The following is a 25,790-nucleotide window of genomic DNA, read 5'->3' on the forward strand; positions in this document are numbered from 1 at the left end:
CGACCTCCCCATATCAGGGACACGGTCAGCCGGGCCGAAGCGCGCCGGTATGATGAAAGCGTCGGAGCGATCGCTCGGACCCATGTCGGCCCGCCACGGGGGATTCATCTTGCATTCCGCCAACATCCTGCTTGCGCTTGCGGGCGTCCTGTTGCTAAGCGCCGGCATGATGACCGGCCTTGGGCTCGCCGCCGCGTCCGGCTGGGCTGCGACGAAGAAAGGCTATTTCGTCAGCATGACGAACCCGAAGTCGATCGCGTTCTACGGCAGCATCTTTGCGTTGATGGTGCCCGCGCATGCGCCGTTGTGGCTCGATATCGCGGTCGTGGCGCTGTCGATCGGCATTTCGTGCGCGTGGTACTGCGCGATGGCGTTGCTTGCCTCGCATCCGTCGGTTCGGCGCGCGCTGGTTCGGCGCAAGGCCGGGCTGGATACGGCAGCGGGTGTGCTGTTGGTGGGGCTCGGCGGGCGGATGTTGGCGGGGCGTTGAGCGACTACCGGCGCGCGAAGCGATAGCGCCTTTGCGTGATCAGGCGGAGCCGGACTGCGGAGCGCCGCCGCCACGAATCACGAGTTCCATAAAACCCGTCTGCGGATCAGGCTCCCGCGCGAACGAATAGCCCGGAACCGACACGAGCAACAACTCGACGGTCGTGCGTACCGTGCAGCCGCGCGCCACATGACCGCCGAACACCTGCCCGCGCGCATCCGCGATCGACATGTGCAGATGAGCGCCATCGGGCGAGACGGAGCCTGCGAGGGTCAATATTTCGAGGTCGCCGCGAATTTCCGTCGGCGCTTGGGCGCCAGCGAACCTCAATGCCGCAACGTGGAGGCTGCCGATGCCCTGGACGACGAAGGCCGCTTGCAGGTCGCGTTGACGAAGCGCGTCTTCGACGGCGACGCGAAGGTCGTCGCCGGGCGCGAGTCGGAGGGGATGGGCTTGCATGCCTGGGCCGGTTGAGACGCGGTGGACTCGGGGATTATGCGTGAATGAGGAAGTATCTCACAGGCGCTTGTTTATGCTGGGTTCGTGCGGACTCGACGGCGAAAGTATCTTCAGTTTACTTGTACAGTTAAACTGTATATCTGCTATGTTCTCGGCATGTCACGACAATCACCGTCTTCCCAATCTACCGATCTAGCCGCCCTTGCGGGCGAACTGCGCATTGCCGTGAGCAAACTGGTTCGCCGCGCGCGAGAACATTCGCAATCGAGCGACTTTACGTCGGCGCAGAAGTCGGTGCTGTTTCATCTGGAGCGCGACGGCCCAGCCACAGTTTCCGCGCTAGCGCGAGCGCAGCGCGTAAAACCACAGTCCATGCGCATTACCGTTGCCGGTCTGGAGACGCTGGGCGTCGTCAAAGGCGAAGCGGATCCAACCGACGGACGCAAAACCCTTATCCATCTCACCCCCACGTTCAGACGAACGCTCAAGGCAAGTCGGGCGGCCAAAGAGGACTGGCTGATCGGTGCCTTGCAAGCGCAGCTATCGCCGCGAGAACAGGCCACGCTCGCCGCCGCGGTGGAACTGCTGCAGCGGCTCGCTGACTCCTGAACGTTTGCAGGTACTTCATCCGAACCGGCATCGAAACGGGCACAGCCCGCGACCTCATCGATTTACTCGATTCAAGGAGCAACTGAAATGGATTGGCCGCATGTCGTCTCTTATTTTTTCGGCGGTGTTCTGTTCGCGAATGCCGTGCCGCATTTCGTCTGCGGTGTGATGGGCGAGCCGTTTCAGAGCCCGTTCGCGAAGCCGTCCGGAAAAGGGCTGTCGTCATCGACTGTCAATGTACTGTGGGGCTTCTTCAATATGGTCGTCGGCTATCTTCTGGTTTTTCGTGTTGGCGACTTTCGGATCGAGGCAACCGGTGATGCCGTGCCATTCGGCCTCGGTATCCTGGCGATGGGCATGCTCTGTGCGCGGCTGTTCGGTCCTTTGCATGGCGGCAACATTCCGAAACGTACTTGAGCACCTCGTAAACGGTAGTCGGCGCTTGTGTCGAACCTGCGGAGCGTCCCTCACGTCGCCTTGACATGCAAGCAATTTCTTGCCTATAGTAAATGCAACAAATTACTTGCCTGTAGCCGTTCATGGCCGAGCGCCCCGACGACACCGACGTGCTATTCAAAGCCCTCGCCGATCCGAGCCGGCGCAAGCTGCTGGATGTGCTGCACGCGCACGACGGCCAGACTCTGAACGACCTGTGCGACCACCTCGACATGACGCGGCAAGGCGTGACCCAGCATCTGGGCCTGCTGGAAGCGGCTAACCTCGTCGTTACCGTACGCAGCGGGCGCGAAAAGTTGCACTTCCTCAATCCGGTGCCGCTGCAGCAGATCTACGAGCGCTGGATTGCCAAGTTCGAAAAGCCGCGCCTGAAGGCGCTCTCGACCCTGAAACGACGCCTGGAGAAAGGCAATGACTAGATCGACGTTCGTCTATGTGACCTATATCCGCACTACGCCGGAACAGTTGTGGTCGGCGCTCACCGACGCGGAGTTCATCAAGCAGTACTGGTTCGGCATGCACTGCGAAAGCGAATGGACGGCGGGCTCGTCGTGGAAACTCGTGTCGAGCGGCGGCCAGATTTTCGACGCGGGCGAGATCGTCGAGGCCGATCCGCCGCGGCGTCTGGTGATCCGCTGGCAGCACCAGATTCGTCCCGAGTTGCAGGCCGAAGGCGATTCGCGCTGCACGATGGAGCTCGAACCGAGCGGAACGGCGGTCAAGTTGACGCTCACGCATACGATCGAGCGTGATCCATCGAAATTCATCGAGGCGGTGTCGGGTGGCTGGCCGAAGATCATGTCCAACCTCAAATCGCTGCTGGAGACAGGCTCGATCGCGTTGCAGGAGGCTTATCCGGCCAATGGCGGGAGTCATGCCGGGAAGGCCTGATGCGGGGACAAGCTGTAGAGCATCAGGTGTGTGGCTTCATCGTGGGGCCGATCGATGCATCGCAGGTTCGACAGCCGTCCATCCGCGAGATCACGCTGATAGAATCGTCCGCCCGACCCTCCCCCGTCTCAGGAAATCAGCATGGAAATCCAGCCCTATCTGTTCTTCAATGGCCGTTGTGAGGAAGCCATTGAGTTCTATCGTTCGGCGCTCGGCGCGCAGGAGTTGCTGAAGCTGCGCGCGAAAGACGCGCCGCCCGATCCCGCTCGCCCGGTGGAGCCCGAACACGCCGACAAGATCCTGCACGCGACGCTCGTCATCGGTAACACGCACGTGCTGATGTCGGATGGCGATTGCCGCGGCGGCAACGCCGTGCATGCGGGCTTCAGCCTGTCGGTCACCGCCGACGACCAGACGTCCGGAGAAAAATACTTCAACGCGCTGGCGGACGGCGGACAGATCACGATGCCATTCCAGCAGACCTTCTGGACCAGCGGCTTCGGCACGTTGATCGACCGCTTCGGCGTGCCATGGATGGTCAATGTGCGGCACGAGGAGCCCACGGCATAGCATTGAAGCGGGCTGGCGTTCCATATCACACGCACGCGCGAGCGCCGCTTCGCCGCGGCGCAACTACCTGGCCGTTCCGTCTTTCCATGAGTCATGTCTGCCAGGAAGGCGGCGCCTGCTGCGCGCGGCGTCGCCATGCGCAGGACCGAGAGCAAGCCTGCGCGCATGGAACGGCGACCAATGCGCCGTCGCACCTAAGCGACGCTTACTGCGTCGCGGACGCCGTGCTCGCCGGCGTGCTGTGGACCGACGCGGCGTCGCTCGCGGCGGGCGCTGCGCTCGCCGCCGCGCCCGCCTCGGCGTTCGCACGATTTGCCGCGTCGCTATCGCCCGGTGTGCCGCGCGGGCTCGCCGAATTGCTCATGACACCGCTGCTCACCTGGCCCGTCGAGATACCGCCATTCCCGGCCGTCCGCTTGCAGCCGGACGCGCCCGCCAGCAACGCAACGGCCGACAGCGCGATCAGCATGTTTGCCGAAACCTGCCGCATGATTCGCTCTCCCTGGGATGACTCGCCTCTTGCAGCGGAGCATGCGCCATGCCCAATAGCCACACCGGGCGCGCGTCTACTCGCGCGCGTACGCGGACCAGGTCGAGAAGGACTACGAGGTGTTCCGCCACGCGTGCCGCAGCGGCAAGCTGGAAGCACGCACCGATTCCGACATGGCGGCCGACTTCGTCGCCTGGACGAGCGAGGCGTGGGGCTTGCCATCGAGGCCCGGTCGTTCAAGCCCCGTCGGCCTCGCCGACGACGCCGAACTCGGCGGTCGTCTTCACGTAGAACAGATGCAAACCTTCCGCGCGCAGTCGATCGAACAGCCGATCGGCTTCGTCGCTCGTCACCGCCATCACGACGGACAACGGCTGATCGGCAAGCTCGAAGAAGTGCGCGGAGTGAATGCGATGATGATGGCCGATGCCTTCGCTAGCCGGGATCAGGGTCGCGCCGCGCAGGCCGAGTTCGCTCGCGAGACGCACGAGCCAGTCGGCAAGCGGCTTGCCATGATGGCTGCGCCCCTGCTGGGTGAAGAACGTGATCTGAAAGCCGTGCATGTCGGTGCCCCCCAATGCGGATCGCGCCGTGTGCGCGAGGCGATCCGCACGCGAGCCGGTGGCCGCATTGCGCCGTCCCCTGCCCGCTGACTTTTGTAAGCGGAAACCTGCCGCGCCGCGTGAGGCGCCGGTTGCAACCGATTCGGGCATCCCCGCTTGCCGCAGCACGGCTCGGGACGGTCATGACACAAGTTTAGGTGTCGGGCCGCGCGAGTGCCAAGTCGAAACTGGTCACGTGCGGCGCGGCCCCGGCTCACTGACCGTACACGTCGAAATCGAAATACTTTTTCGCAATGCGGTCGTAAGTGCCATCGGCGCGGATCTCGGCAATGGCTTTGTCGATCTTTTCCTGCAGATCGGTATCTTCTTTACGCAAACCAATCGCTGTGCCGCTGCCGAGCGTTTTCGCGTCGTAAAGCGGATTGCCGGCAAATCCGAAGTCCTTGCCGCGCGCGGTGCGCAAAAAGCCGATATCGGCTTGCACCGCGTTTTGCAGTGACGCGTCGATACGGCCGGCAAGCAGATCCGAATAAACCAGATCCTGATCCTGATACGACACGATCGCGGCGCCGGCCGGCTCCCAATACGTCTTCGCGTAGGTTTCCTGAATCGAGCCCTGCTCGACGCCGATGCGCTTGCCCTTCAGCGCTTCCGGCGTCGGCTCGATCGGCGAGCCCTTCTTCGCGACCAGACGCGTCGGAATGCGGAACACCTTCGACGAGAACGCGATCTGCGCCTGACGCGCGGGCGTCATCGACATCGTCGACAGCACGCCGTCGAATTTGCGGCCTTTCAGCGCGGGAATCATGCCGTCGAACGAATTCTCGATCCACACGCATTTCGCGTTGAGCCGGCGGCAGATCTCATTGCCGAGATCGATATCGAAGCCGACGAGCTTGCCGTCGGCGGCTTTCGATTCGAACGGTGGGTAGCTCGCGTCGACCCCGAACCGCACGGTCGACCAATCCTTGGCGATTGCGCTTCCGGACGAGACGGCCAGCAGCGCAATCGTCAGGGTTGCCAGCATGGCTTTCATTGTTGCTCCTTATTGGTCATTTGAAGAATTCAAACCGCGCGAAACCCGACATTCGACCGGGATCTGGTCGCCGGCGCAAATTCATTAAAAAAATCAATTTATGCAGCACACGCATAGATTGGCGACTAGACTTCCAGATTCCGATCAGTCACAGGTGATTAAAAAACGGTACGGCGCCGCTTAGAGATACAACGTCGTGTCTTATCGCGGCAACGCAGTCTGTTTCAAAATAAATGCGCGCCGATCGGCGTCGGCTTTTCGCGCGCCATTTTATTGAAAAGATCGCAATGACACTAATTCACTCGATGAGCAGCCGATAAGCGCCGCGCGGATTGACGCACACAAAACGACCACCAACGGACAACCGTGCGCCGGTTGCTTTGCCATAAGTTGTCACTTAGAATTTTCCGCAAGGCCTCCTGAGGAACCGATGACATGGCTTCGAACAACGGAAAACCGGTGTCGTCGTTCGTTCCTCGCGGAATGCCTGGCCTCTGGGTCGTCCTGTTCGTCATCTGGATGATCGCCAATGCATCGCTCGCCGTCGAACCCGCACTCGTCGGTCTCGTCATTACCTTCGTCATCGCGCGTGTCTTCGTATCATCGGGCGAAGCATGGCAGCGCCTACGTCTAACGCCAGGCGCACCGTATCACTTCGCCGCGTATAGCGCGACCTTCGTCGTCGAGCTCGTACGCGCCAATCTGAACGTGATGGCGCTGGTGTACTCGCCGCGTATCGACATCAAGCCCGGCATCGTCAAGGTTCGCACGCGCCTCCAAACACCGCTTGGCCGTCTCGCGCTCGCCAATTCGATTGCGCTCACGCCGGGCTCGCTCGTCATGGATATTCGGGACGACATACTATTCATTCACTTGCTCGACGTGAAGACGACCGATATCGACGCAGCGACCGAGGCACTCGTCGCACCGTTCGAAAAGCATCTGGAGAAAGTCTTTGGCTGAGATCATGCTCCGGATCGCCGCCGTGCTGATCTTCTTCGCGATCCTGTTCGGCGTGATCCGTCTCGTGATCGGCAAGACCCTCGTCGACCGCATCGTCGCGATCGACATGCTGACGGTCGTCTCGCTGTCGCTGATCGCGCTGTACGCGCAAGTCTCCGGTCGTTTCGTCTATATCGACGTCGCACTTGTCTATGCACTGCTGAGCTTTCTCGCGGTGCTCGCGATTGCGCGCTTTCTCGAAAGGGGGCTGTGAGCCATGCTCGAACTGCTCCTGCTGCTGATGTGCGCGAGCATCCTCGTGAGCGGCGTACTGGCCGTCTGCCTGAAGAATCTGCTGGCCGCGATGGTGAGCTCGGGGCTCGCGAGCCTGTTCGCCGCGATAGCCTTCCTGCTGCTCGCCGCGCCCGACGTCGCGATGGCCGAAGCCGCGATCGGTTCCGGACTCGCGACCTTCATCTTTCTGTACGCGATCCGCAAAACCGGTTATCAGAAGGGCTAGCGCATGTTCGAACTGATCGGCAGCGTGTTCATCCTGGTGGGCGCCGTCTTTCTGTTCTCTGCCGGCCTCGGGCTGCTGCGCATGCCGGATGCGTATACGCGCATTCAGGCCGGCACCAAGGCGTCGACGCTCGGCAACATGCTCGTGCTGATCGGCCTCGCGTTCTATCACCCGAACTGGACCTTCCGTCTGATCCTGCTGATCTACTTCGTGCTCGTGACCAACCCGGTGTCCTCGCATGCGCTATCGCGCGCCGCCTGGCTGATCCGCACGCCGATGACCCCGTCCACGATCACCGACGCACTCGCCGACGAAGGCGGGCGCACCGCGGGGGAGGCCGAATCATGATGCGTCGCGCGTTTGCGCTGCTGACGGTGCTGCTGTTCGCGGTCGTGTTCTGGCGGCTGGTCGGCGGCTACACGGAGTTGCAGGCGCTGCGCCCGCTCGCCTGGTACTACGTGGTCAGAGGGCCGCTCGAACTCGGCGCGCCGAACATCGTGACCGGCATTCTGATCACCTTTCGCGGCTTCGACACACTCGGCGAAGTCGCGGTGCTGTTCATGGTCGCGGCGAGCGTCGGGGTGCTGCTGAAAGAGGAAAGCAACGCGACCTCCGCCGCTGCGGCAGACGAATCCGCGCCCGCGCGCCGCCCAGCCGGCGAGATCGTACATACCGGCAAGCAGGTGCTGCTGCCGATGATCCTCACCTTCGGCGGCTACGTGATCGTCAACGGACATCTGTCGGCGGGCGGCGGTTTCCAGGGCGGCGCGATCGTCGCGTCCGCCGTGATGCTGATGCTGCTCGCGCGGCCCCGTTCGACGCTGAACGTCGCGCTGCTGAGCGTCGTCGAGTCGCTTGCGGGCGTGATCTACGTGTGCATCGGCATTCTCGGCCTCGTGCTCGCGGGCGGTTTTCTCGACCCGCGCTTTCTGCCGCGCGGCGAATTCGGCGCGTTCTTCAGCGCCGGCGCGATCCCGCTGATTTCCACGCTGCTCGGCGTCAAGGTCGGCGCGGAGTTGAGTGTCATCATCGACCGGTTCAGAAGCTGAACGAGAAGGAGAGCGCATGAGCACGGGCATCCCGGTTTCGAAGATCCTGCTGATCACGGGCTTCTGCCTTTCCTTGATCGGCCTGTGGGGCATGCTGACCCACCGCAACATCCTGCGCATCATCATCGGCTTCGCGGTGATCGACACGGGCCTGCACATCGTGATGGTCGCGACCGGTTACGTCACGGGCGGCACCGCGCCGATCATCGACGCAGCGCTCAGCAAATCCGCCGCCGCGCACCGCGCGATCGATCCGATTCCGTCGGCACTCGTCGTCACGGCGATCGTGATCGGGCTATCGGTCACCGCCATCATGCTGTCGTTCGCGATCCGTCTTCATGCCGCCAAAAAGACGCTTTCCATCGACGCCTTCACCGAGTCGAAATGGTAGCCGCGCTGTTTCATCCGCTGCACATCTTCATTCTCGGGCTCGGCGGCGGCTTCGCCATTCCGCTGCTGTACCGGCTCGGCAAGCCATGGCTCACGCTCGGCTTTTTCATCGCGCTGTGCGGCATCGTGCTCGTCTCCGGCGTGTCGTTCTACGGCCTGCTCGACGGCGGCGACACGATCGAGGTGCTGACCGCGGGCGCGCTGCCGCCGGTGTCGATCAATCTGCGCTTCGGCTTGTGGGAAGGCTTCTTCACGTTCAGCGTCAATGTGGTCGCGCTGCTCGGCGCATTGCATCTGTGGGACCGTCTGCGCGGCAACTACGCGGCGTTGCTGCTGTACCTGATTCTGGTGATGGGCATCGACGGCATGGTGATGACTCGCGACCTGTTCAACCTGTTCGTGTTTCTCGAGATCGTGTCGATCGCGACATACGGCCTGTTCGGGCTCGAGCGCACGCCCGCCGCGCTCGCCGCCGCGTTCAAGTACATCTTTGCGACCGTGATCGCGTCGACGCTCTTTCTGCTCGGCGCGGTGCTGCTCTACTACGTGAGCGGCACGCTCAACATCGACGAACTGCTGTCGCTGCGCGACCAGCTCGGCGGCCCGATCGGCACGACCGCGATCCTGCTCGTGTTCGCGAGTCTCGTGATCGAGCTGAAGCCGTTTCCGGCCAACGGCTGGGGGCTCGATGTCTACGAGACCGCGTCGAGCGGCGTCGGCGCGATGGTATCGGTCGGCGTATCGGCGGGCGTGTTTTTCGCGCTGCTGAAATTGCTGCCGCTGTTCGACGGCCTGCTGACGCTGCTTGCCGTCTCGGGCGGCGTCACGTTCCTGTTCTCGAACCTGCTCGCGATCAAGCAGACGAAGCCGCAACGCTTGCTCGGCTATTCGTCGATCGGGCAGATGGCGCTGTTGATGCTGTCGCTCGCGTTGTTGCGCCAGATCGGCGCGGACGCATCGATCCCGCTCGTCGTCGGCGGGCTCTTCATCAACCATCTGTTCGCGAAGGCGGGGCTGTTCTGGCTGATCGGCGTGCTGCGGCGGCACGGCGACGATGCACGCGCGATCCTGTCGCGCAGCCCGTTGCTGATCGGCCTGCTCGGTCTCTTCCTGGTCGCGATCGCGGGACTGCCGCCATTCCCCGGCTTCTGGGCGAAGTGGGAACTCGTGATGCGCCTGACCGCCGCCGGCAAGCCGTACTGGATCGTGTTGATCCTGACCGGCTCGCTGCTCGAAGCGGGTTATATGTTCCACTGGTTCGTGCGCGGGCTGGCTCCGTCCGAGCTCGAGGCCAAAGCCCGGCCGAACATCGCCGCGCTGTTGCCGCTGTTCGGCGTCGCCGTGCTGCTGATCGCGGCGGCCTATATGGCAGCCGTGTTCTCGGGCGTCGTGTCGGCGTGGATCTTCTCGCCGCTCGCGGCGGGTGCGCTGTTCTATGCGGCCGATCGTCTGCCGGGGCGCGTGAAAGGCGTGCTCGCGGTGATCGCGATTGGATTGGTCGGCAGTCTGCTCTGCGAGGGCTCGCGCGGTATCGCCGGACTGTTCGCCTGGCTGCTGCTCGCGGGCAGCGTCGTGATCGCAGCGGCGAGTCTCTATCGCGACGACGTGCGCGCCGGCTTCTATCCGATGCTCGTCGTGCTGTCGCTGTCGATTCCGGCGCTGCTGCGCTCATCCACCTCGCTCGAGTTCTTCTATAGCTGGGAAATCATCACGCTGTCGTCGTGCTTCCTGGTCGCGAAGTGCCGGCGCGCGGGACCGCACGTGCTGACCTTCCTGCTGTTTTCGCTGCTGGCCGCGTTCTTCCTGCTGGCGGGCTTCGCCAACGTCGCGGCGATCGACGACAGCATCGCGCTGTCGGCGCTGATCCATTCGGGACCGGAGGCGAACCGCGCGTTCGTGCTGCTCGCGGCAGGCTTCCTGATCAAGGCCGGCGCGATCGGCGTACACGTATGGCTGCCGGGCGCCTACACCGAAGCGGAAGACGACGTGACCGCGATGCTGTCGGCGGTGGTCAGCAAGGTCGCGATGTTCGGCCTGTTGATCGGCACCTATCTGACGATACGCTCGGAGGTCGGCCTCGAACTCGCGCACGCGATGACCTGGATAGGCATGCTGACGGCCCTGTTCGGCGCGCTGATGGCGTTGCGGCAGAACGACTTCAAACGGATGCTCGCGCTGTCGAGCATGAGCCAGACCGGCTATATCGTCGCCGCGATCGGCCTGATGAGCCATCTCGGCTGGGTCACCGCGCTGTATCTGGTCGCCAATCACATGTTCGTGAAGGGCATCCTGTTCCTCGCGCTCGCAGGCGTGATCTCGCGCACCGGCACGCGCAACTTCGCCGATGTGGGCGGCCTCGCGCGCGAGATGCCGCTCACGTTCGCGATGGTCGTGATCGCGCTGGTGTCGATGTCGGGCCTGCCGCCGCTGATGGGCTTCGGCGGCAAATGGCTGCTGCTGAGCGCAATGACCGACAAGGGTTGGTACGGGCTCGCCGTGTGCGGGCTGATCGCGACCTGCGCCGGCTTTCTGTACATGTTGCGCCTGCTGAACGGCGTCTTCCTCAAACCGCGCCCGCCGCAGCGGCCGCAGGTGCGCGAAGCGCCTGTGATGCTGCTGGTGCCGCAGTTGCTGTTCGTGGTCGGTATCGTGGTCCTGTCGTTCTTTCCGAAGGTGTTGCTCGAACCGGTGTCGGCCGCGATCGATCCGCAGTTCGCGGCGACACTGGTGTGGGGCGGCATGTCGCTCGAAAGCATCTACGGGTTCTGGAATCCGACGCCGGTCGTGATCGTCGTGCTGATCGTCACGGCGATCGTGTTCGGGCTCGGCGTGCTGTACTACCGCAGCCGCCGCGGCAATGCGCGCAACGCCCCGGATTTTTACCACTTCTACCGGCCGATCCTGAGCCGCACGGTGCCGCCGGTCGCGCAGATGTTCTGGCGTGGCATATCGCACTTCGCGCTCGTGGCGGCGGCTCGGATACGCCGCGTCTATACCGGCAACGGGCAGACCTATGCGCTCTATGTGCTGCTGTATTTTCTCGCGATCTATTTTGCGAGCACGGGGCTGAGTCCAGCGAGGACGCCGTAAGGGTGCACCTGGGGTCCTGGCGCAGCGGCATGGACCGGCCCACGTGCGGGAACGATCGCCTTGGAGCACGGCGTCGGCGAACTCAACGATCATCGAACGAGATATTCTTCCGCTACCCAGCCGTCCTTGGTCAAGCGCACGCCTTCGCGCAGTTGCATGGTGCCCGCGCCTTCGATCACGCGCGCCACCATGGGAAACACTCGCTGGAACTCAGGAGTCCTGGCAAAAGGCGCCGGGTCGATCTTATAGGTGTAGAGCACCGAGGTCCTGGTCTCCCCGTCGTGAGTCTGGGGCGGCTCCCAGCCCACCACCTTGTCCAGGGTCAGCGTGGCTACGCAAAAATCGGCGTCGTGCGTGACCGTCTTGCCGGGCGTCGCCACCACCACCGGCTTGTGCAGGTAGAACTTCTTGCCTTCGTCGGTCAGCGCATACTCGCGTCCCGGCGCCTCGATCCTGGCCCCGTCCTCGCCAGTGCGCTCGACCGTCATGACGGTGCTCTTGACGAGGCCCAGCTTTTCCATCACCGGCAATTGCAGCGCATCGCGGGAATGCGTGACCACGATGTCCTGATCGGCCACGTGGATGGGCCAATCGTATTTCGCCACGCACAGGTGGCCGCGATCGGCCAGGTAGTGCGTGATGGTGTTGGTAAAGTTCTCCGCGGTAGGCTCGGCCTTGTTCTGGCAACCGCCCAGCAGGAACGACGCCGTCAGGGAAACCGCAATGGCAGTGCCGCGCACCGGATTCGAAAAATGCATCATCGTGGATAGTTCAAGTATTCAAAGAGATCAATTTACGCAGCTACCGCTCGTGGGCTGGGTCGCGGGAGGCTGGTAGCCGTCGCTCAAAGTATTCAGGAAGCAGATCACGTCCTGCACGTCCTGATCCGATAGTTGCGGCGCCGAATGGACAGCACGCGGCTGCGCACCGTTCAACGCGGTGGTGCCGCCCGCGTCGGTCTGGCCCTGCCCCAGCGGCAGTTCCTCGTCGATATTGCCCTGGTAGGCGGCCGGCAGATCGTTGAACATGTTCACCGTCGCGCCCGCTGCATAGGTGGGTTGCAGCGCATAGCTCGGGTTGCTGGTCAGCTTGGTCGAATCGCCACCCGTGGACGGATACCAGTACTCGGGGTTGGTGTCGCGCGTGTTGTAGAAGCGCACCACCTGCTCCAGCGAGTGGAACACGCCGTTGTGGAAGAAGGCGCTGCGCGCGGCGACGTTGCGCAGCGTCGGCACCTTGAAGCGACCGCAATACGGATCCGGGTTGTTCACGCCCGTAAAGGGGTCCGGGCCGGCGCCGCTGGTGGCCGAAAGCGGCGTGTGGCTGTCATAGCTGCCGTTATTGATCGGGCCGCACAGCCCCATGTCGTAGTAGCTCGCGTTCAGGTTGGCCGCGATGGGGTTCGGATTGTCCGGGATCGACGTGTCGTTGCGCGGCGCACCGATCGCCTGATAGGTGAAGTCGGTCCCCAGCGCGTTCGAGCCGTTGAAGTTGGCGCCCATGAAATGGCAGGCCACGCAGCCGGCCCCGCGATCGGTATCGTTGAACAGGTTCATCCCGCGCAATTCGGCCGGCGTCAACGTGCCGCCGATCTTGTTGTTCGCATACAGGTCGAACTTGCTGGAATACGGCGCAAAGCTCGGGTCCTCATTCTGGTAGGCCTGCAGCGCGAGTCCGATGTCCTGGAACGCCGTATCCGTATCGCCGAACACGGCCGGGCCGTACACCGCCGTGAACTGTGCGGCATACGAGGAGCTCTTCACCGCCTGCACCACCGCGTCCTTGGAGGCGTTGTTCATCTCGATGGGATTGAGCAGGGGCAGCGCCACCTGGTCGGCCAGCGTCTTGCCGCGGCCGTCCCACATGAATCCGCCGCCCGGCGCGTTCGCCGTGATGCCGTCGGGGTTCGAGGCGTTGTCGTCGTAGGCGGGCGTCATGGCCTTGTAGCGCAGCGAGGGAACCGCGCGCTGGCCTTCCGATACGCCATCGGAACCCAGCTGCACCGCCAGGCTGTTGGGCGGGCCGTAGGCATACGCCGGATCGTGGCAGCTCGCGCATGCCTGGTTCTTGCCGCCGGACAGGTTCTTGTCGAAGAACATTTGCTGACCGATCTGGGCCGCAGCGCTCAGCTTGCTCGTGGGCGCCGACCCCGTGGAGCCTGAGGAGCCCGTGGAGCCCGTGCCTGCGTCCGTCGAAGCAGACTGTGACGAGCCCCCGCCCCCACAAGCGGCCAGTGTCGACAAGATGACATAAAGCGCCCCCGCATAAACCTTGCGCATCGCTACTCCCCCCGGCTTTGTTCGATAAGACAGCTGGCGGGGGAGCGGCCGAACCGCTCCCCCGCGCAGGCTACTGCTTGATGAATGGCACGCTTGCGCGTGCTTACCGTTTAGTGCTTTTTATTACTTCGTCGCCCACAGGTTCTTCTGGGTCGCGTCCGGACCAACTTGCGCCGGATCGCTCACGTCACCCGTCTGGAACTTCTGCGTGTAACCGGCCGGAATCACGTAGGCGTGGTTCATCGGACGAACCGCGTCGTAGTGCGTGTCGGCGCTGCCAGCGTACTCAGGCAGGTTGGCGATGTTCTGCGCAATGTACGACTCCGTGTACTTCGAACGGTTGGCGTACGAGGTCGGAACAGTCGGGTCGGCCAGCTGGAACATGTCCTGCACCGTGCGCACGAACGAGAAGTGGCTGTACGTATCGCTGTCGGCGACGCCCTTCGGCGCGGAGCCCACGTCTTGCTGGTTGGTCATCAGGACGAAGATCGAGTTGCCATGGCCCTTGTTGCCGTTGCCGTACTTCGTCTGAACCGGAGTCCAGCTGCCGTCCGCGTTCTGCATCTGCGTAGCCTTGCCACCCACGTCCCAGCCGCAGCACGAGCTGCCGGCACCGTTGGACGTGCCATTGCCTTCGTCGAACATGACCACGATGGCAACGTTGCGCTGCTTGTTCTGCCACAGTGGCGAGGCCTTGATCTTCTGCACCACGGCGTTGGTGTAGTAGTCGGCGCGGGTCAGCAGCGCGTGAGCCGGAACGGTACCCGAGGCGGTCGCGCTGTCCTTACAGGTGCCGTCGCTGCCGGTGCCGTGCAGGTCATCACACTGGTCAGGCATGATGAAGTTCAGGGTGCCGATGTCGCCCTTGGCCAGGTCGGTGCTGAACTGGTCGACGTTGTAGCCGGTCGGAACCTTGTAGAGCGTGGTGTTGGTCAGGTCGGCCGCGTTCGTGTAGTACTGGGTACCGAAGATCGTGCGGTTGTTCGCGAAGAACTCCGGCTGGTTACGCACGTTCTGGTAGGCCATGCCCGGATGGTGCTTGGTCTTGTAGAGCGAACCGGGCATGGCGAACGGCGTGCCCGTCACGGTGATGCTACCGTCCGTCTGGTTGTAGGCCTGCGATACACCCGTGTCACCGAGGCTGTCGGCGCGCGGATCCTGACCCGGGTTCATGGATTCGCTGTAGGTACGCCACGTCAGGCCCGCGCTCGAAATCTGCGTGAACAGGTTCGGCGCGGTCATGATGTTGTGGTTGGCGACGGAACCGGTGCCGTCCGTCGAGCACGCCTGGTTGCTGGCCGCCGTGTAATTGGACAGCAGCGATCCAACGGCCACGGTGGCGCCGCCGGCGGTGGTACCGATGATCGGGTCGTTCGGCGTCAGCGCGACGTGGGACGGCAGGGGCTGGCCGTCGGAAGCCGTGCCGCCGGTGAAAGCCTTGTCCGTCGGGGCGTTGGCGCCGGTCGCGGCGCAACCCCACCAGTTGTCGTCGCCGATACCGAAGTCGTCGGCGCCGCCCAGGGCGGTGTAGTTCGGCTCGGACGGGCTGCCGGTCGCGAAGTAGGTCGAGAAGTAGTTGCCGTTGGTGATCATCGAGTTGACCGCCGGCATGTACGCCGAACCCTTGACGCGGTTCGTGCTGCTGTTCTCCAGCATGATCACGAAGACGTTGTCGTAACGCGGAATCGCTTCGACGTTGAACGCAGCCTGCTGGGCTTGTGCGAAGGTGATCGCCTTACGCGTATCCGTCGGGATGGTTTCGCCGGCGGTGATGCCGGAAACGCCGGTCAGGGTGGGGTCGCCACCGGCAACGGCCAGCGCATCGGGGTACTTGTCGCCACGATCGAGCTTCGTGGTGGCGTACGTGTAGCGGTTCGTCAGTGCGTTTTCTTCGAACAGCACCGCGTACTGCTCGGCGCCGGACAGGGTGTTGGCGTCAGCCAGGACGTCGCCGGCGGGAACCGTCACGGAGGCGTCGTTGAATGCCGGGCCGGACAGACGGGTCGACAGATTAGCCTTCTCGGTCGCGTACTTGCTGCCGTTGGCTTCGACGAGGCGCTGCACTTCGCTCGACATCGGGCTGATCACGACTTTGGTGGCGCCCTGGTCGGCAATCTGGTCGGCCGAAGCGCGCAGGATCAGGTGGCTGGCGACCTTGGCGGCCGATGCCGTGTTGGTGGCCGAGGTCGTGATGTCAGCGACGAGCGGACCCGTGGCGGTCGTGGTCAACGAGAAATGGCCGCTGCTGTCGGTCTTCGCGGAGGCTTCGCCGCTGTCGAGCACACCGTTGCCATTGGCATCGACGAACACGGTGGCGCCGGAGTAGTAGCCGGCCTTCAAGGTCGGGTTGCCGCTCGAGCTGCCCGGGACGAAGGCAGCTGCGGCGACCACGCCCGAGTAAGTCGTGCCGGCGGTCGTGCCACCGTTGTTGCTGGCAGAGGGGCTATCCGAATTTCCGCCGCAAGCTGCGAGCACGCAGGCAGCGGCAACGGACGTTAGACAAAGCGCTGGGCGCATTTTGTGATGCGATGACATTTGGGGACCCTTTGTTAGTTGTATCGGCAACCGCTTGTGTGGGGCAAGACTTGGTAAAACCAGCGAATAATATGAAGGGATTGTGTAAACGGTATGTCTGCACGCGATAAGGATTGGAGTGAGAACCTGGCTTGGTTCTGATCACATCTTCTCGAAAAGCCGCAATGCACGGGCAAGCAACGAAGACGAAAATAAAGTTGAGAACCAATCGTCGTACTTGTTGCGGTTGCAGCGAAAATGCTCTCTCAATGCCCTGCTACGATTGATACACACTCGGAATACTTCGCGTGTGCGGTGCAGCATCCGAGTGTGTTGCGGTTTGGACTTTCGAGTACCGGGTGGTGGCGCATGCGCCGCGTCGGTGGGTCCGATGCGAGCACGGGTGGGGCGAGGCTGAAGAAGCGAGATGACGGGACCGCTATCCGGCGGTGGCTGAGTGCTTTGCCACGGCCTGCTAGAAGTCGCTGCAGCCGGCCCGCATATGGGGAGTAGTCTCGCGATAAGAGTAACGCAATGGAATACTTCGTTTACCAACGATGACTTACGTTATCGGCGAGTACAAGTAAGCCAAATACCAGCGCCGGATAACGAGGACGCGCTGCTTGCATGACGAATCACTCGTTCGTCGAATCGACCGGCAATTGCGAGTCGCTCTCTCGCAAGGGACGCTGCACGGCGCGAACGAGCCCGCTGCCGCCGCCTCCGCAGAAGAACAGATCCGCGCCGTTCGATTCGAGTCCGGAAATGCCCGCGCCGGCCGGCATCTCGACGCGCTCGAGCACCTCGCCGCTACGCGGATCGAGATGCCGCAGCTCGCTCTCGTCACCTTCCCACGTGCCATGCCATAGCTCGCCGTCGACCCACGTGATCCCGGTCACGAAGCGATTCGATTCGATCGTGCGCAGCACCGCGCCAGTGTCCGGATCGACCTGATAGATTTTTCGTTCGGGATACTGACCGACCCATAGCGAACCTTCGGCCCATGTCAGCCCCGACTGGCCGCCGTCGCCGGGCGCCGCGATCGTCGACAGCACGCGGCCGCTCCGCGGGTCGGTCTTCTGGATGCGGCCGTGCGCGATCTGGAACAGGTGTTCGCCGTCGAACGCCGTGCCCGCGTCGGCGGGCACCGCGATCGAGCGCAGCGTCTCGCCGCTCGCCGGATCGAACGCGTCGAGCCGTTCGCCGGTCGCGATCCACACCTGTCGGCCGTCGTAGGTGACGCCATGCACTTTGTCGACGCCCGTAAAGGGCCCATATTCACGGACGATTCTGGCGGCAGAGCGGTTCATGGTGGCCATCCTAATCATGAAGGGAACGGGGAAGGGAGTAACAAAGCCGTCGCGAATCCGGCCAGGGGCGGCGTCATCCAGCGGCGCGCGCGCGCCCCTCGCCCACCGGCTGCACCTTGCCGGCCGCGGCGAGCGAGTCGAGTGAGCGCTGCACGGTGCGCTGACTCGCGCCGAGCACGAGGGCAAGCGCGGAACTCGACCACGCTTGGCCATCCGACAGAAACGCGAGCAGCGCCGCATGCTCGCCTTCGACCGGCGGCGCCAGCACGACGACCTCGCGAGCGTGACGCGGCGCGAGCGCGAAGCCGCGCGTCGTCGCGCTGACGCTCGCGAGCGTGCCGAGCGCCGTGCGCAGCCGGCCGATCTCGACGCGCAGCCGCGCGCGGTGCGATTCGTCGGCGCGTTTGGCGCGGAACGCCCGTGCGACGAGCGCGTCGCGCGGCACGTCATTGGGCCATGCCTCGCCGAGCATGCGGGCGAGCGCAAACAGCACCGGTCGGCTCGCGAGCGCAACCGCCGCGTTCGCATCGCGGATCGCGTAGCGGCAAGCGTCGACGATCAACGCGCCGCCAGCGCGATTCGAGGTCAACAGCTTCTCGACTTCATCGAGCAGGATCGGTTCTTCTTCGCCATGCGCGATCATGCGCGCCGCCGGTTTGCCCAGTGCCACCGACGCGCTTTCGACTTCCGCGATCAACGCCGGAATGCCGGCCTCGCGTGCCGCGCGTCCGGCCCGCGCCAGCGCGGCACGGGCGGCGCCGCTGCGCAAACGCCGCAGCGCGACTCCCGCGACCACCAGTTCATGCGCGGCACGCAGTGCGGGCGGAAACGGCCGGGGATCGAGCGCGGCAAGCTTGCGCTCCGCTTCGTCGAGACGGCCGATCAGCAGCAGACGCCGCGCCGCGAGATACCGCGCATGCGCGGCATTGACGCGATCGCCGTACGCGTCGAGCGTGGCGGTCGCGGCGTCGAGTGTTTTGGCGGGCCACGCGAGATCGCGCGACGCCAGCGCGATCTCCGCTTCGGCGACCACGCATCTCGCGCGCGCCACCGCATGCTGCGCGCCGAACGCGCGCGCGGCGTCGCGCACCAGCGCCTTTGCGCGGCCGAAATCGCCGAGCTGCGCCATCGCGATGCCGCGCAGCGCGAGCGCCGGCGCGTCGTCGCGTAACGCGACGTGGTCGAGCGCGCCAAGTGGATCGCCGGCCGCGAGCGCGCGCGCCGCCGCCGAAATCAGCGCGTCCACGGCGTGCGAGTCCGCGCGTAGCACGTCAATGCATCAAGTGAATCCCGCCACACTTGTCACTCCCACCCGATCGATGCCCGGCCCTAATCTAGCACGACCATCAACCGTCACCGACGCCGTCGGGCAAGGGTTCGCGCGGCGCGGCACGACTCACGGAGGTACCCACGATGACTACGCATCCGATCGGAACACGCGAACAGTGGCTCGCCGCGCGACGCGCGCTGCTCGACGCGGAAAAAGCCCACACGCGACAAGGCGACGAGCTCGCGCGGCAACGCCAGGCGCTGCCGTGGGTCAGGGTCGACAAGGCCTACCGCTTCGATACCGACCAAGGCAGCGCGTCGCTCGCCGATCTGTTCAAAGGACGTTCGCAGCTGCTCGTCTACCACTTCATGTTCGGCCCCGACTACAAGGCGGGCTGCCCGTCATGCTCGTCGATCGCGGACGGCTTCGCCGGCTTCGCCGTGCATCTCGCGCATCACGACGTGATGCTGACGGCGGTGTCGCGCGCGCCGCTCGACAAGCTGCAGACGTACAAGCGGCGCATGGGCTGGACGTTTCCATGGGCGTCGTCGGCCGGCGGCGATTTCAATTTCGACTTCAACGTCTCGTTCACCGAGACACAGCAGTGCGATGGCGATATCGAGTACAACTACGCGCGCAACAGTCACGCGATGGACGTGAGTCCCGCGCCCGAACCGGTCGCGCAGTTCGCGGCGACCTGCGGCACCGACGCGGCCACCTATTCGCGCGACCGGCCAGGCATGAGCGCGTTCGTGCTCGAAGACGGCGTCGTCTATCACACGTACTCGACTTACGCGCGCGGTGTCGATGCGCTGTGGGGCATGTACCAGTGGCTCGATCGCGCGCCGAAGGGGCGCAACGAGACGGGCATCTGGTGGCGCCGTCACGACGAGTACGAGCGGTCATGAGCCCGCTCGTGCGCGCTGTCTGCTTGAGCGGGCAGCGCGTGTTCGTCGGCGTCTGCGCACTGGTGTTCGGCGCGAGCGTCGCGGCGACATTGGCCCACGGCGCGTCGATGTCCGCGATGGGCGCGTTGCCGATGCCCGGCGGCTGGTCGATGTCGACGCTGTGGATGCCGACCTGCGGGCGCACGTGGGCCCGCGCCGCGGCATCGTTCATCGGCATGTGGATCGTGATGATGGCGGCGATGATGCTGCCGTCGTTGATGCCGACGCTGCTGCGCTATCGCGACGCGATCGGCTCGCGCGCAAGTGCGCAGCGACTGGCCCTGCTGACGATGCTCGTGAGTGGCGCGTATGCGGTCGTATGGACGGTGCTCGGCGTGGCCGTGTTCGTACTGGGCGCGTCGCTCGCGGCGCTCGAGTTGCGGTGGCCAGCGCTCGCGCGTTCGATGCCGCTGGCGGTCAGCGTGGTCGTATTGCTCGCGGGCGCGTTGCAGTTCAGCACATGGAAAGCCCGCCGCCTCGCCTGCAGCCGCACGACACCCAGCCTTCCCGCCGATGCGCCGAGCGCGTGGAGATACGGTCTGCGCATCGGCATCGATTGCGCCGGTTGCTGCGGGGGTCTCACGGCAATTCTGCTGGTCGTCGGCATGACGGATTTGCGCTTGATGGCCGCCGTGACGGCCGCCATTACGGCCGAGCGACTTGCGCCGGACGGCGCACTCGTCGCCCGGGCGAGCGGCGCCATAGCCGTCGCCGGCGCGGGCTTGCTGCTCATCCAGGCCCTATCAGCCGGCTGACCCATGCGCGCCAGCTGTCGCGGATCGCTTCGCAAATCGACGCTCGCCGGCCTTGCTGTCTCATTATTGTTTTGGTTTCGGAAACAGTGAGTTCAGAAATTAGGTATTTACCCTAGTTTCCGCTCCCCCTAGACTGTCATCACTGCTGCAAACAAATGGTTTCGCAGCCTAACAAGACAAAATCTGGAGGTAGTAAAAATGAAATCGCTCGTTCAAGCTGTCGTTATCGCCGCTACCCTCGCTGCTCCGGTTGCCGTTTTCGCTCAATCGAACCAGCCGCTGACCCGCGCGCAAGTCCGTGAAGAGCTGGCTCAGATCGAAAAAGCCGGCTACAACCCGGCACGTTCGAACCCGAACGAATATCCGTCGAACATTCAGGCTGCCGAAGCCCGCGTCGCGGCGCAGAACGCCGCGGTCGGCGGCGTGACCAGCGGTTCGTCGCAGCAAGGTCACGCAGCGCAGTAAGGCGTTGCAGGTTGGAAAGTTGCTGTTGATGTAGTTGTACCTGCCGGAGCGCTCTGCCTTAGCGCTTTAGCAGCTTCCCCTACTGGCCCGCCATCGCGACTGAATGCGATGCCGGGCCAGTTCCGTTTTGGGAGCTCTGTTGTTAATTCTGCGTCAGACCGCGCCCGGGTTGATATACGCGGTCTTCACCGACGTATAGAACTCGCGGGCGTAGGCACCCTGCTCGCGCGGACCGTAGCTCGACCCCTTCCGCCCGCCAAACGGCACGTGATAATCGACCCCCGCCGTCGCGGTGTTGACCATCACCATGCCGGCCTGCACATGGCGGCGGAAATGACTCGCGTACTTCAGCGATGTCGTGCAGATGCCGGCCGACAACCCGAACTCGGTGCCGTTGGCAACCGCGAGCGCTTCCTGGTAGTCCTTGACCTTGATGACCGACGCCACCGGCCCGAATACCTCTTCACGGTTGATGCGCATAGCCGGGGTCGTCTCCGTGACCAGCGCCGGCGCGAGGAAATAGCCGCGCGTCGAGCCTTCGACGCGCTCGCCGCCGAACACCGTGCCGCCCTCGTCGCGCGCGATCGCCAGATAGCGCTCGTCCTGTGCCAACTGCTTGTCGTCGACGACCGGGCCGATGTGCGTGCCGTCCGCGAGCGCATCGCCGACCTTCAGCGCGCGCATGCGCGCCTTCATGCCGTCGATGAAGCGGTCATAGATCCCCGCGGTCACGATCAGCCGGCTCGATGCCGTGCAACGCTGGCCCGTCGAATAGAACGCGCCGTTGATGCACGCTTCGATCGCGACATTGAGATCGGCGTCGTCGAGCACGACCATCGGGTTCTTGCCGCCCATTTCCAGCTGGAATTTCTTGCCCGAATCGAAGCACTTCGCGCCGATCGCGCGGCCCGTCGAAACGGAACCGGTGAAGCTGATCGCATCGACATCCGGCGACGACACGAGCGCCTCGCCAACCACCGAACCGCGCCCCATCACGAGATTGATCACACCCGCCGGCGCGCCCGCCTCGGCGATGATCTTGACCAGCTCCCACGTGCTGCCCGGCACCAGATCGGCCGGCTTGATCACGACCGTGTTGCCGTACGCAAGCGCCGGCGCGATCTTCCACGCCGGAATCGCAATCGGAAAATTCCACGGCGTAATCAGGCTGACCACGCCAACCGGCTCACGCGTCATTTCGACCGTCATGCCCGGCCGCACCGACGGCATCACTTCGCCGCCGACGCGCAGCGCTTCGCCCGCGAAGAACTTGAAGATCTGCCCGGCGCGGCCCACTTCGCCGATCGCCTCGGGCAGCGTCTTGCCCTCTTCACGCGCGAGCACCTTGCCGAGCTCCGCCTTGCGCGCGAGGATCGCGCTGCCCGCCTGGTCGAGCACGTCGAAGCGCTGCTGCGGCGTGGACAACGACCACTGCGCGAAGGCCTTGCGCGCGGCGCTGATCGCGCGATGCGTCTGCTCGGCGTCGGCTTGCGCGAATTCGCCGATCACGTCGTCGAGATTCGACGGATTGACGTTGCGCGACACGCTCGCGCCGTCGACCCACTGTCCGTCGATGTAGTTTGCGAACTGACTCATGTCCTGATCCTCCTTTCGAAAATTGCAGCGACAATCCGGTTATTCAGCAACGAGCAGGCCACGGGCCGCGAGATTGCGATAGAGCGCGCGCACGCCGAACGTCCACGGCTCGATTTCGGTGGACAGGCGCACCGTGTTGGTCAGCGCGCCGAGCTGCGGCGTCGAAATCGTCACGCGATCGCCGAGGTGGTGGGTGAAGCCGCCGCCGGGCGCGTCGCGGTCCTTGATCGGCGAGAACATCGTGCCGAGGAACAGCATGAAGCCGTCCGGGTACTGGTGGTGGCGGCCGCAGGTCTGCGCGACGAGGTCGGCCGGGTCGCGGCTGATCTCGCTCATGTGGCTCACGCCGTCGAGCACGAAGTCGTCGTCGGCGCCTTCGACGCGCAGCGACACGCTCGCCGCGCGCACCGAGTCGAGCGAAAAGGTGTCGTCGAACAGACGCACGAACGGACCGATCGCGCACGAGCCGTTGTTGTCCTTACACTTGCCGAGCAACAGCGCCGAGCGGCCTTCGATGTCGCGCAGGTTCACGTCGTTGCCGAGCGTCGCGCCGACGATGCCGCCGCGGCTGTTCACCGCGAGCACGATCTCCGGCTCCGGGTTGTTCCACACCGACGCGGCGAGCAGACCGACGTCCGCGCCGAAGCCGACAGCCGACATCGGCTGCGATTTCGAAAATACTTCGGCGTCCGGACCGATGCCGACTTCCATATATTGCGACCACGCATCGCGACGCTCGAGCTCGGCCTTCAGCTTCATCGCCGCTTCCGATCCCGGCTTGATCTTCGACAGATCGGTGCCGATCGTCGACGCGATCGTCTCGCGCACTTCCTTCGCCTTCGCCGGATCGCCGCCGGCCTGTTCCTCGATCACGCGCTCGATCAGGCTCACCGCGAACGTGACGCCGCAGGCCTTGATCGCCTGCACGTCGCACGGCGCGAGCACGCGCACGGCCGGCGCGCTCGCGCCCGGCAGGTTCGCCTCGATCAGCTGCGCGACCGGCCCGAGCGGCACACCCGGCGCGCGGCGAGCAAATTGCGCGGCATCGTCGCGCTCGAACAGGTCGGCGGTAGTCGGCACGGCCGCGGTGATGTCGAACACCTCGCCGCCGCGCACGACGACCACGCACGGTCCTTCATGTTGCTCGGTCTTGCGCCACACGCGGCCGATCAGCAGTGCGTCGTTCAGATCGCCGGGAAGAAAGCTGGAGGGGGAAATTGCGGACATGGGATGGGCTCTTTCGGATAAGTGGGAAAACGGGCAAGGCCGGGCGTCGCGTTGCGTGCGAAGCCCGGCCTTGTCACCCGCGGGTCAATGCGAATGCCGTGGGTTGCCGCGCTCGGCAATCACCTTCAGATACAGCGTCGCCGGTTCGAGGCAGCCGCCGGTCGAAAGCTGGCCGACCGTCTTGCGATACAGCTCCTGCCACGGCGTTTGCGCGGGCGGAATCTCGAAGTGCACGGTTTCGCGACGTCGCGCGAGTTCTGCTTCGTCGACCAGCACTTTGACGCTACGCGAATTCAGATCCACGCGGATGCGGTCGTTCGTGCGCAACAGCGCAAGGCCGCCGCCCACCGCCGCTTCCGGCGACATGTTCAGAATCGACGGGCTCGCCGACGTGCCGCTCTGACGGCCGTCGCCGAGCGTCGGCAGCGACGTGATGCCCTGGCGCACGAGCGCCGCCGGCGGCGCCATGTTGACGACCTCGGCGCTGCCCGGATAGCCGACCGTACCCGTGCCGCGAATCACGAGGATGCAATGCTCGTCGATTTCAAGCGACGGGTCGTTGATGCGCGCGTGATAATCCTCGGGGCCGTCGAACACGATGGCGCGCGCTTCGAAGCTGTTTTCCGCGCCTGGCTCGCTCAGGTAGGTCTTGCGGAACGCATCGCCGACCACCGACATCTTCATGATCGCGCTGTCGAAGAAGTTGCCGGACAGCACCATGAAGCCCGCGCCGTGCTTCAGCGGATCGTCGGTCGTCTTGATGACCTCGCGATCCGGCGCGGGTGCGGCGGCCGCGATTTCGCCCATCGTGCGGCCCGACACGGTCAGGCAATCCTCGTGCACGAGACCGCCTTTCGCGAGCTCGCGCATCACGGCCGGTACGCCGCCCGCGCGATGGAAGCTCTCGCCGAGATATTCGCCGGCGGGCATGCAGTTGACGATCAGCGGCACCTGCTCGCCGACGCGCTGCCAGTCTTCGAGACTCAGCTCGACGCCCATGTGCCGCGCAATCGCGATCAGATGTGGCGGGCAGTTGGTCGACGCGCCGAGCGCCGATGCGACGACGATCGCGTTTTCGAACGCTTCTTTCGTCATGATCTTCGACGGCCGCAGGTCCTCGCGCACGAGGTCGACGATGCGCTTGCCGGTCGCGTAGGCCATCTGGCCGCGCTCGCGGTAAGCGGCCGGAATGCTCGCGCAGCCGGGCAGCGACATGCCGAGCGCTTCGGCGAGGCTGTTCATCGACAGCGCGGTGCCCATCGTGTTGCAGTGACCGATCGACGGCGACGACGCGGTAGTCAGCTCCATGAAGCCTTCGTAGTCGATCTCGCCGGCCGCCAGCAGATTGCGTGCATGCCAGATCACGGTGCCCGACCCGACGCGCTTGCCGTCGTGCCAGCCGTCGAGCATGGGACCGCCTGACAGCACGATCGCCGGCATATCGACGGTGGCCGCCGCCATCAGGCACGCGGGCGTGGTCTTGTCGCAGCCGGTGGTCAGCACGACGCCGTCGAGCGGGAAGCCGTGCAGAATTTCGACGAGGCCCAGATACGCGAGATTGCGATCGAGCGCGGCGGTCGGCCGGCGGCTCTGCTCGGCGAGCGGATGCACCGGAAACTCCATCGGAATGCCGCCCGCGTCGCGAATACCGGCCTTCGTGCGCGCCGCGAGCTCGATGTGATGCCGGTTGCACGGCGCGAGATCGCTGCCGGTCTGCGCGATGCCGATGATCGGCCGGCCCGACTGCAGCTCTTCGCGCGTCAGACCATAGTTCATGAAACGCTCGACGTACAGTGCCGTCATATCCGCGTGCGAGGGATCGTCGAACCATTCCTGGCTGCGCAGCCGGCGCGGGGTGGATGCTGACATGAT

The 25,790-nt window shown here is 64.4% G+C and carries 27 protein-coding genes and 1 pseudogene; 16 read left to right on the top strand and 12 right to left on the bottom strand.

From position 1 onward, the window contains the following. Positions 1–82 precede the first annotated feature (82 nt). The gene (locus tag OKW35_RS16515) at positions 83–490 is read left to right on the top strand and encodes a LysE family translocator (RefSeq protein ID WP_429487780.1); all 408 of its coding nucleotides are present in this window, start codon (positions 83–85) and stop codon (positions 488–490) included. 39 nt (positions 491–529) lie between these two features. Here OKW35_RS16515 and OKW35_RS16520 read toward each other — a convergent pair whose 3' ends face one another. Next, entirely contained in the window at positions 530–949 is a 420-nt protein-coding gene (locus tag OKW35_RS16520) for a PPC domain-containing DNA-binding protein (protein ID WP_184023491.1), read from the bottom strand. Between the two features lie 156 nt (positions 950–1,105). Between OKW35_RS16520 and OKW35_RS16525 the strand changes: the two genes are divergently transcribed. The 5 genes from OKW35_RS16525 (at position 1,106) to OKW35_RS16545 (ending at position 3,475) form a co-directional block, all read left to right on the top strand. Next, positions 1,106–1,558 (top strand): MarR family winged helix-turn-helix transcriptional regulator, encoded by a 453-nt coding sequence (locus OKW35_RS16525; protein WP_090810567.1) that lies wholly within the window; start codon positions 1,106–1,108, stop codon positions 1,556–1,558. A gap of 87 nt (positions 1,559–1,645) precedes the next feature. Further along, the gene (locus tag OKW35_RS16530; RefSeq protein WP_429354796.1) at positions 1,646–1,975 is read left to right on the top strand and encodes a hypothetical protein; all 330 of its coding nucleotides are present in this window, start codon (positions 1,646–1,648) and stop codon (positions 1,973–1,975) included. 122 nt (positions 1,976–2,097) lie between these two features. Continuing rightward, positions 2,098–2,433 carry an ArsR/SmtB family transcription factor gene (locus tag OKW35_RS16535; RefSeq protein WP_018422741.1) on the top strand — a complete coding sequence of 112 codons (336 nt, stop codon included), beginning with the start codon at positions 2,098–2,100 and terminating at the stop codon, positions 2,431–2,433. Further along, the gene (locus tag OKW35_RS16540) at positions 2,426–2,905 is read left to right on the top strand and encodes an SRPBCC family protein (RefSeq protein WP_090810571.1); all 480 of its coding nucleotides are present in this window, start codon (positions 2,426–2,428) and stop codon (positions 2,903–2,905) included. The genes OKW35_RS16535 and OKW35_RS16540 overlap by 8 nt, the downstream gene beginning before the upstream one ends. A gap of 141 nt (positions 2,906–3,046) precedes the next feature. Next, positions 3,047–3,475: a VOC family protein gene (locus OKW35_RS16545; RefSeq protein WP_429402144.1), complete on the top strand. Its 429-nt coding sequence runs from the start codon at positions 3,047–3,049 to the stop codon at positions 3,473–3,475. A gap of 205 nt (positions 3,476–3,680) precedes the next feature. Here the strand turns inward: OKW35_RS16545 and OKW35_RS16550 are convergent, their stop codons facing one another. The 3 genes from OKW35_RS16550 to OKW35_RS16560 all read right to left on the bottom strand — a co-directional run bounded on the left by OKW35_RS16550 (position 3,681) and on the right by OKW35_RS16560 (position 5,564). Further along, on the bottom strand, positions 3,681–3,965 hold the full coding sequence (locus OKW35_RS16550; RefSeq protein ID WP_184059165.1) for a hypothetical protein: 285 nt from the start codon (positions 3,963–3,965) through the stop codon (positions 3,681–3,683). Between the two features lie 236 nt (positions 3,966–4,201). After that, entirely contained in the window at positions 4,202–4,528 is a 327-nt protein-coding gene (locus tag OKW35_RS16555; RefSeq protein ID WP_090811812.1) for a DUF190 domain-containing protein, read from the bottom strand. A 253-nt stretch (positions 4,529–4,781) separates the two neighbouring features. Next, a complete protein-coding gene (locus tag OKW35_RS16560; protein WP_184059167.1) occupies positions 4,782–5,564 on the bottom strand; it encodes an ABC transporter substrate-binding protein in 783 nt (260 codons plus the stop codon). Between the two features lie 435 nt (positions 5,565–5,999). Between OKW35_RS16560 and OKW35_RS16565 the strand changes: the two genes are divergently transcribed. From OKW35_RS16565 to OKW35_RS16595, 7 genes are read left to right on the top strand one after another with little or no spacing between them, the layout of a single operon-like run. Further along, complete coding sequence (locus OKW35_RS16565; protein WP_429354799.1) at positions 6,000–6,527, top strand: Na+/H+ antiporter subunit E; 528 nt, start codon at positions 6,000–6,002, stop codon at positions 6,525–6,527. Beyond that, complete coding sequence (locus OKW35_RS16570) at positions 6,520–6,780, top strand: monovalent cation/H+ antiporter complex subunit F (RefSeq protein ID WP_018422733.1); 261 nt, start codon at positions 6,520–6,522, stop codon at positions 6,778–6,780. Before OKW35_RS16565 ends, OKW35_RS16570 begins: the two co-directional genes overlap by 8 nt. A gap of 3 nt (positions 6,781–6,783) precedes the next feature. Next, complete coding sequence (locus OKW35_RS16575; protein ID WP_018422732.1) at positions 6,784–7,026, top strand: hydrogenase subunit MbhD domain-containing protein; 243 nt, start codon at positions 6,784–6,786, stop codon at positions 7,024–7,026. A 3-nt stretch (positions 7,027–7,029) separates the two neighbouring features. Next, positions 7,030–7,374, top strand: coding sequence for a monovalent cation/H(+) antiporter subunit G (gene mnhG, locus OKW35_RS16580; protein WP_429354800.1), 345 nt, complete (start codon positions 7,030–7,032; stop codon positions 7,372–7,374). Next, entirely contained in the window at positions 7,371–8,075 is a 705-nt protein-coding gene (locus tag OKW35_RS16585; protein WP_184059171.1) for a Na(+)/H(+) antiporter subunit B, read from the top strand. The genes mnhG and OKW35_RS16585 overlap by 4 nt, the downstream gene beginning before the upstream one ends. Positions 8,076–8,091: 16 nt before the next feature. Next, on the top strand, positions 8,092–8,466 hold the full coding sequence (locus tag OKW35_RS16590) for a sodium:proton antiporter (protein ID WP_184023510.1): 375 nt from the start codon (positions 8,092–8,094) through the stop codon (positions 8,464–8,466). Continuing rightward, complete coding sequence (locus OKW35_RS16595; RefSeq protein ID WP_429552590.1) at positions 8,460–11,555, top strand: complex I subunit 5 family protein; 3,096 nt, start codon at positions 8,460–8,462, stop codon at positions 11,553–11,555. The genes OKW35_RS16590 and OKW35_RS16595 overlap by 7 nt, the downstream gene beginning before the upstream one ends. Before the next feature lie 89 nt (positions 11,556–11,644). On the opposite strand, the gene OKW35_RS16600 is transcribed toward OKW35_RS16595, so the two are convergent. The 5 genes and pseudogenes from OKW35_RS16600 to OKW35_RS16620 form a co-directional block, all read right to left on the bottom strand. Beyond that, positions 11,645–12,316, bottom strand: a complete 672-nt coding sequence (locus OKW35_RS16600; RefSeq protein WP_184059175.1) for a hypothetical protein — start codon at positions 12,314–12,316, stop codon at positions 11,645–11,647. 27 nt (positions 12,317–12,343) lie between these two features. Beyond that, a complete protein-coding gene (locus tag OKW35_RS16605) occupies positions 12,344–13,834 on the bottom strand; it encodes a cytochrome-c peroxidase (protein ID WP_429552591.1) in 1,491 nt (496 codons plus the stop codon). A 123-nt stretch (positions 13,835–13,957) separates the two neighbouring features. After that, positions 13,958–16,351: an alkaline phosphatase family protein gene (locus tag OKW35_RS16610; protein ID WP_429552592.1), complete on the bottom strand. Its 2,394-nt coding sequence runs from the start codon at positions 16,349–16,351 to the stop codon at positions 13,958–13,960. Between the two features lie 632 nt (positions 16,352–16,983). Beyond that, positions 16,984–17,658 (bottom strand): glutamine cyclotransferase, encoded by a 675-nt coding sequence (locus tag OKW35_RS16615; protein WP_429552593.1) that lies wholly within the window; start codon positions 17,656–17,658, stop codon positions 16,984–16,986. 14 nt (positions 17,659–17,672) lie between these two features. Next, positions 17,673–18,904 (bottom strand): annotated as a pseudogene (locus tag OKW35_RS16620) (helix-turn-helix domain-containing protein). A gap of 167 nt (positions 18,905–19,071) precedes the next feature. On the opposite strand from OKW35_RS16620, the gene OKW35_RS16625 reads away from it, so the two are divergent. The 3 genes from OKW35_RS16625 (at position 19,072) to OKW35_RS16635 (ending at position 21,095) form a co-directional block, all read left to right on the top strand. Next, on the top strand, positions 19,072–19,836 hold the full coding sequence (locus OKW35_RS16625) for a DUF899 domain-containing protein (protein WP_429552594.1): 765 nt from the start codon (positions 19,072–19,074) through the stop codon (positions 19,834–19,836). After that, complete coding sequence (locus tag OKW35_RS16630; protein WP_429552595.1) at positions 19,833–20,630, top strand: DUF2182 domain-containing protein; 798 nt, start codon at positions 19,833–19,835, stop codon at positions 20,628–20,630. The genes OKW35_RS16625 and OKW35_RS16630 overlap by 4 nt, the downstream gene beginning before the upstream one ends. Before the next feature lie 198 nt (positions 20,631–20,828). Beyond that, the gene (locus OKW35_RS16635) at positions 20,829–21,095 is read left to right on the top strand and encodes a DUF4148 domain-containing protein (RefSeq protein WP_090810603.1); all 267 of its coding nucleotides are present in this window, start codon (positions 20,829–20,831) and stop codon (positions 21,093–21,095) included. Between the two features lie 153 nt (positions 21,096–21,248). Here OKW35_RS16635 and OKW35_RS16640 read toward each other — a convergent pair whose 3' ends face one another. The 3 genes from OKW35_RS16640 to OKW35_RS16650 form a co-directional block, all read right to left on the bottom strand. Continuing rightward, positions 21,249–22,691, bottom strand: coding sequence for an aldehyde dehydrogenase family protein (locus tag OKW35_RS16640; RefSeq protein ID WP_429552596.1), 1,443 nt, complete (start codon positions 22,689–22,691; stop codon positions 21,249–21,251). 39 nt (positions 22,692–22,730) lie between these two features. Further along, positions 22,731–23,918, bottom strand: a complete 1,188-nt coding sequence (locus OKW35_RS16645) for a fumarylacetoacetate hydrolase family protein (protein WP_429552597.1) — start codon at positions 23,916–23,918, stop codon at positions 22,731–22,733. 84 nt (positions 23,919–24,002) lie between these two features. Continuing rightward, positions 24,003–25,787 carry an IlvD/Edd family dehydratase gene (locus OKW35_RS16650; RefSeq protein ID WP_184023534.1) on the bottom strand — a complete coding sequence of 595 codons (1,785 nt, stop codon included), beginning with the start codon at positions 25,785–25,787 and terminating at the stop codon, positions 24,003–24,005. Between the last annotated feature and the right edge of the window lie 3 nt (positions 25,788–25,790).

Source organism: Paraburkholderia sp. MM5477-R1 (assembly GCF_050436385.1).
GTDB classification, from domain to species: Bacteria; Pseudomonadota; Gammaproteobacteria; order Burkholderiales; family Burkholderiaceae; genus Paraburkholderia; species Paraburkholderia tuberum.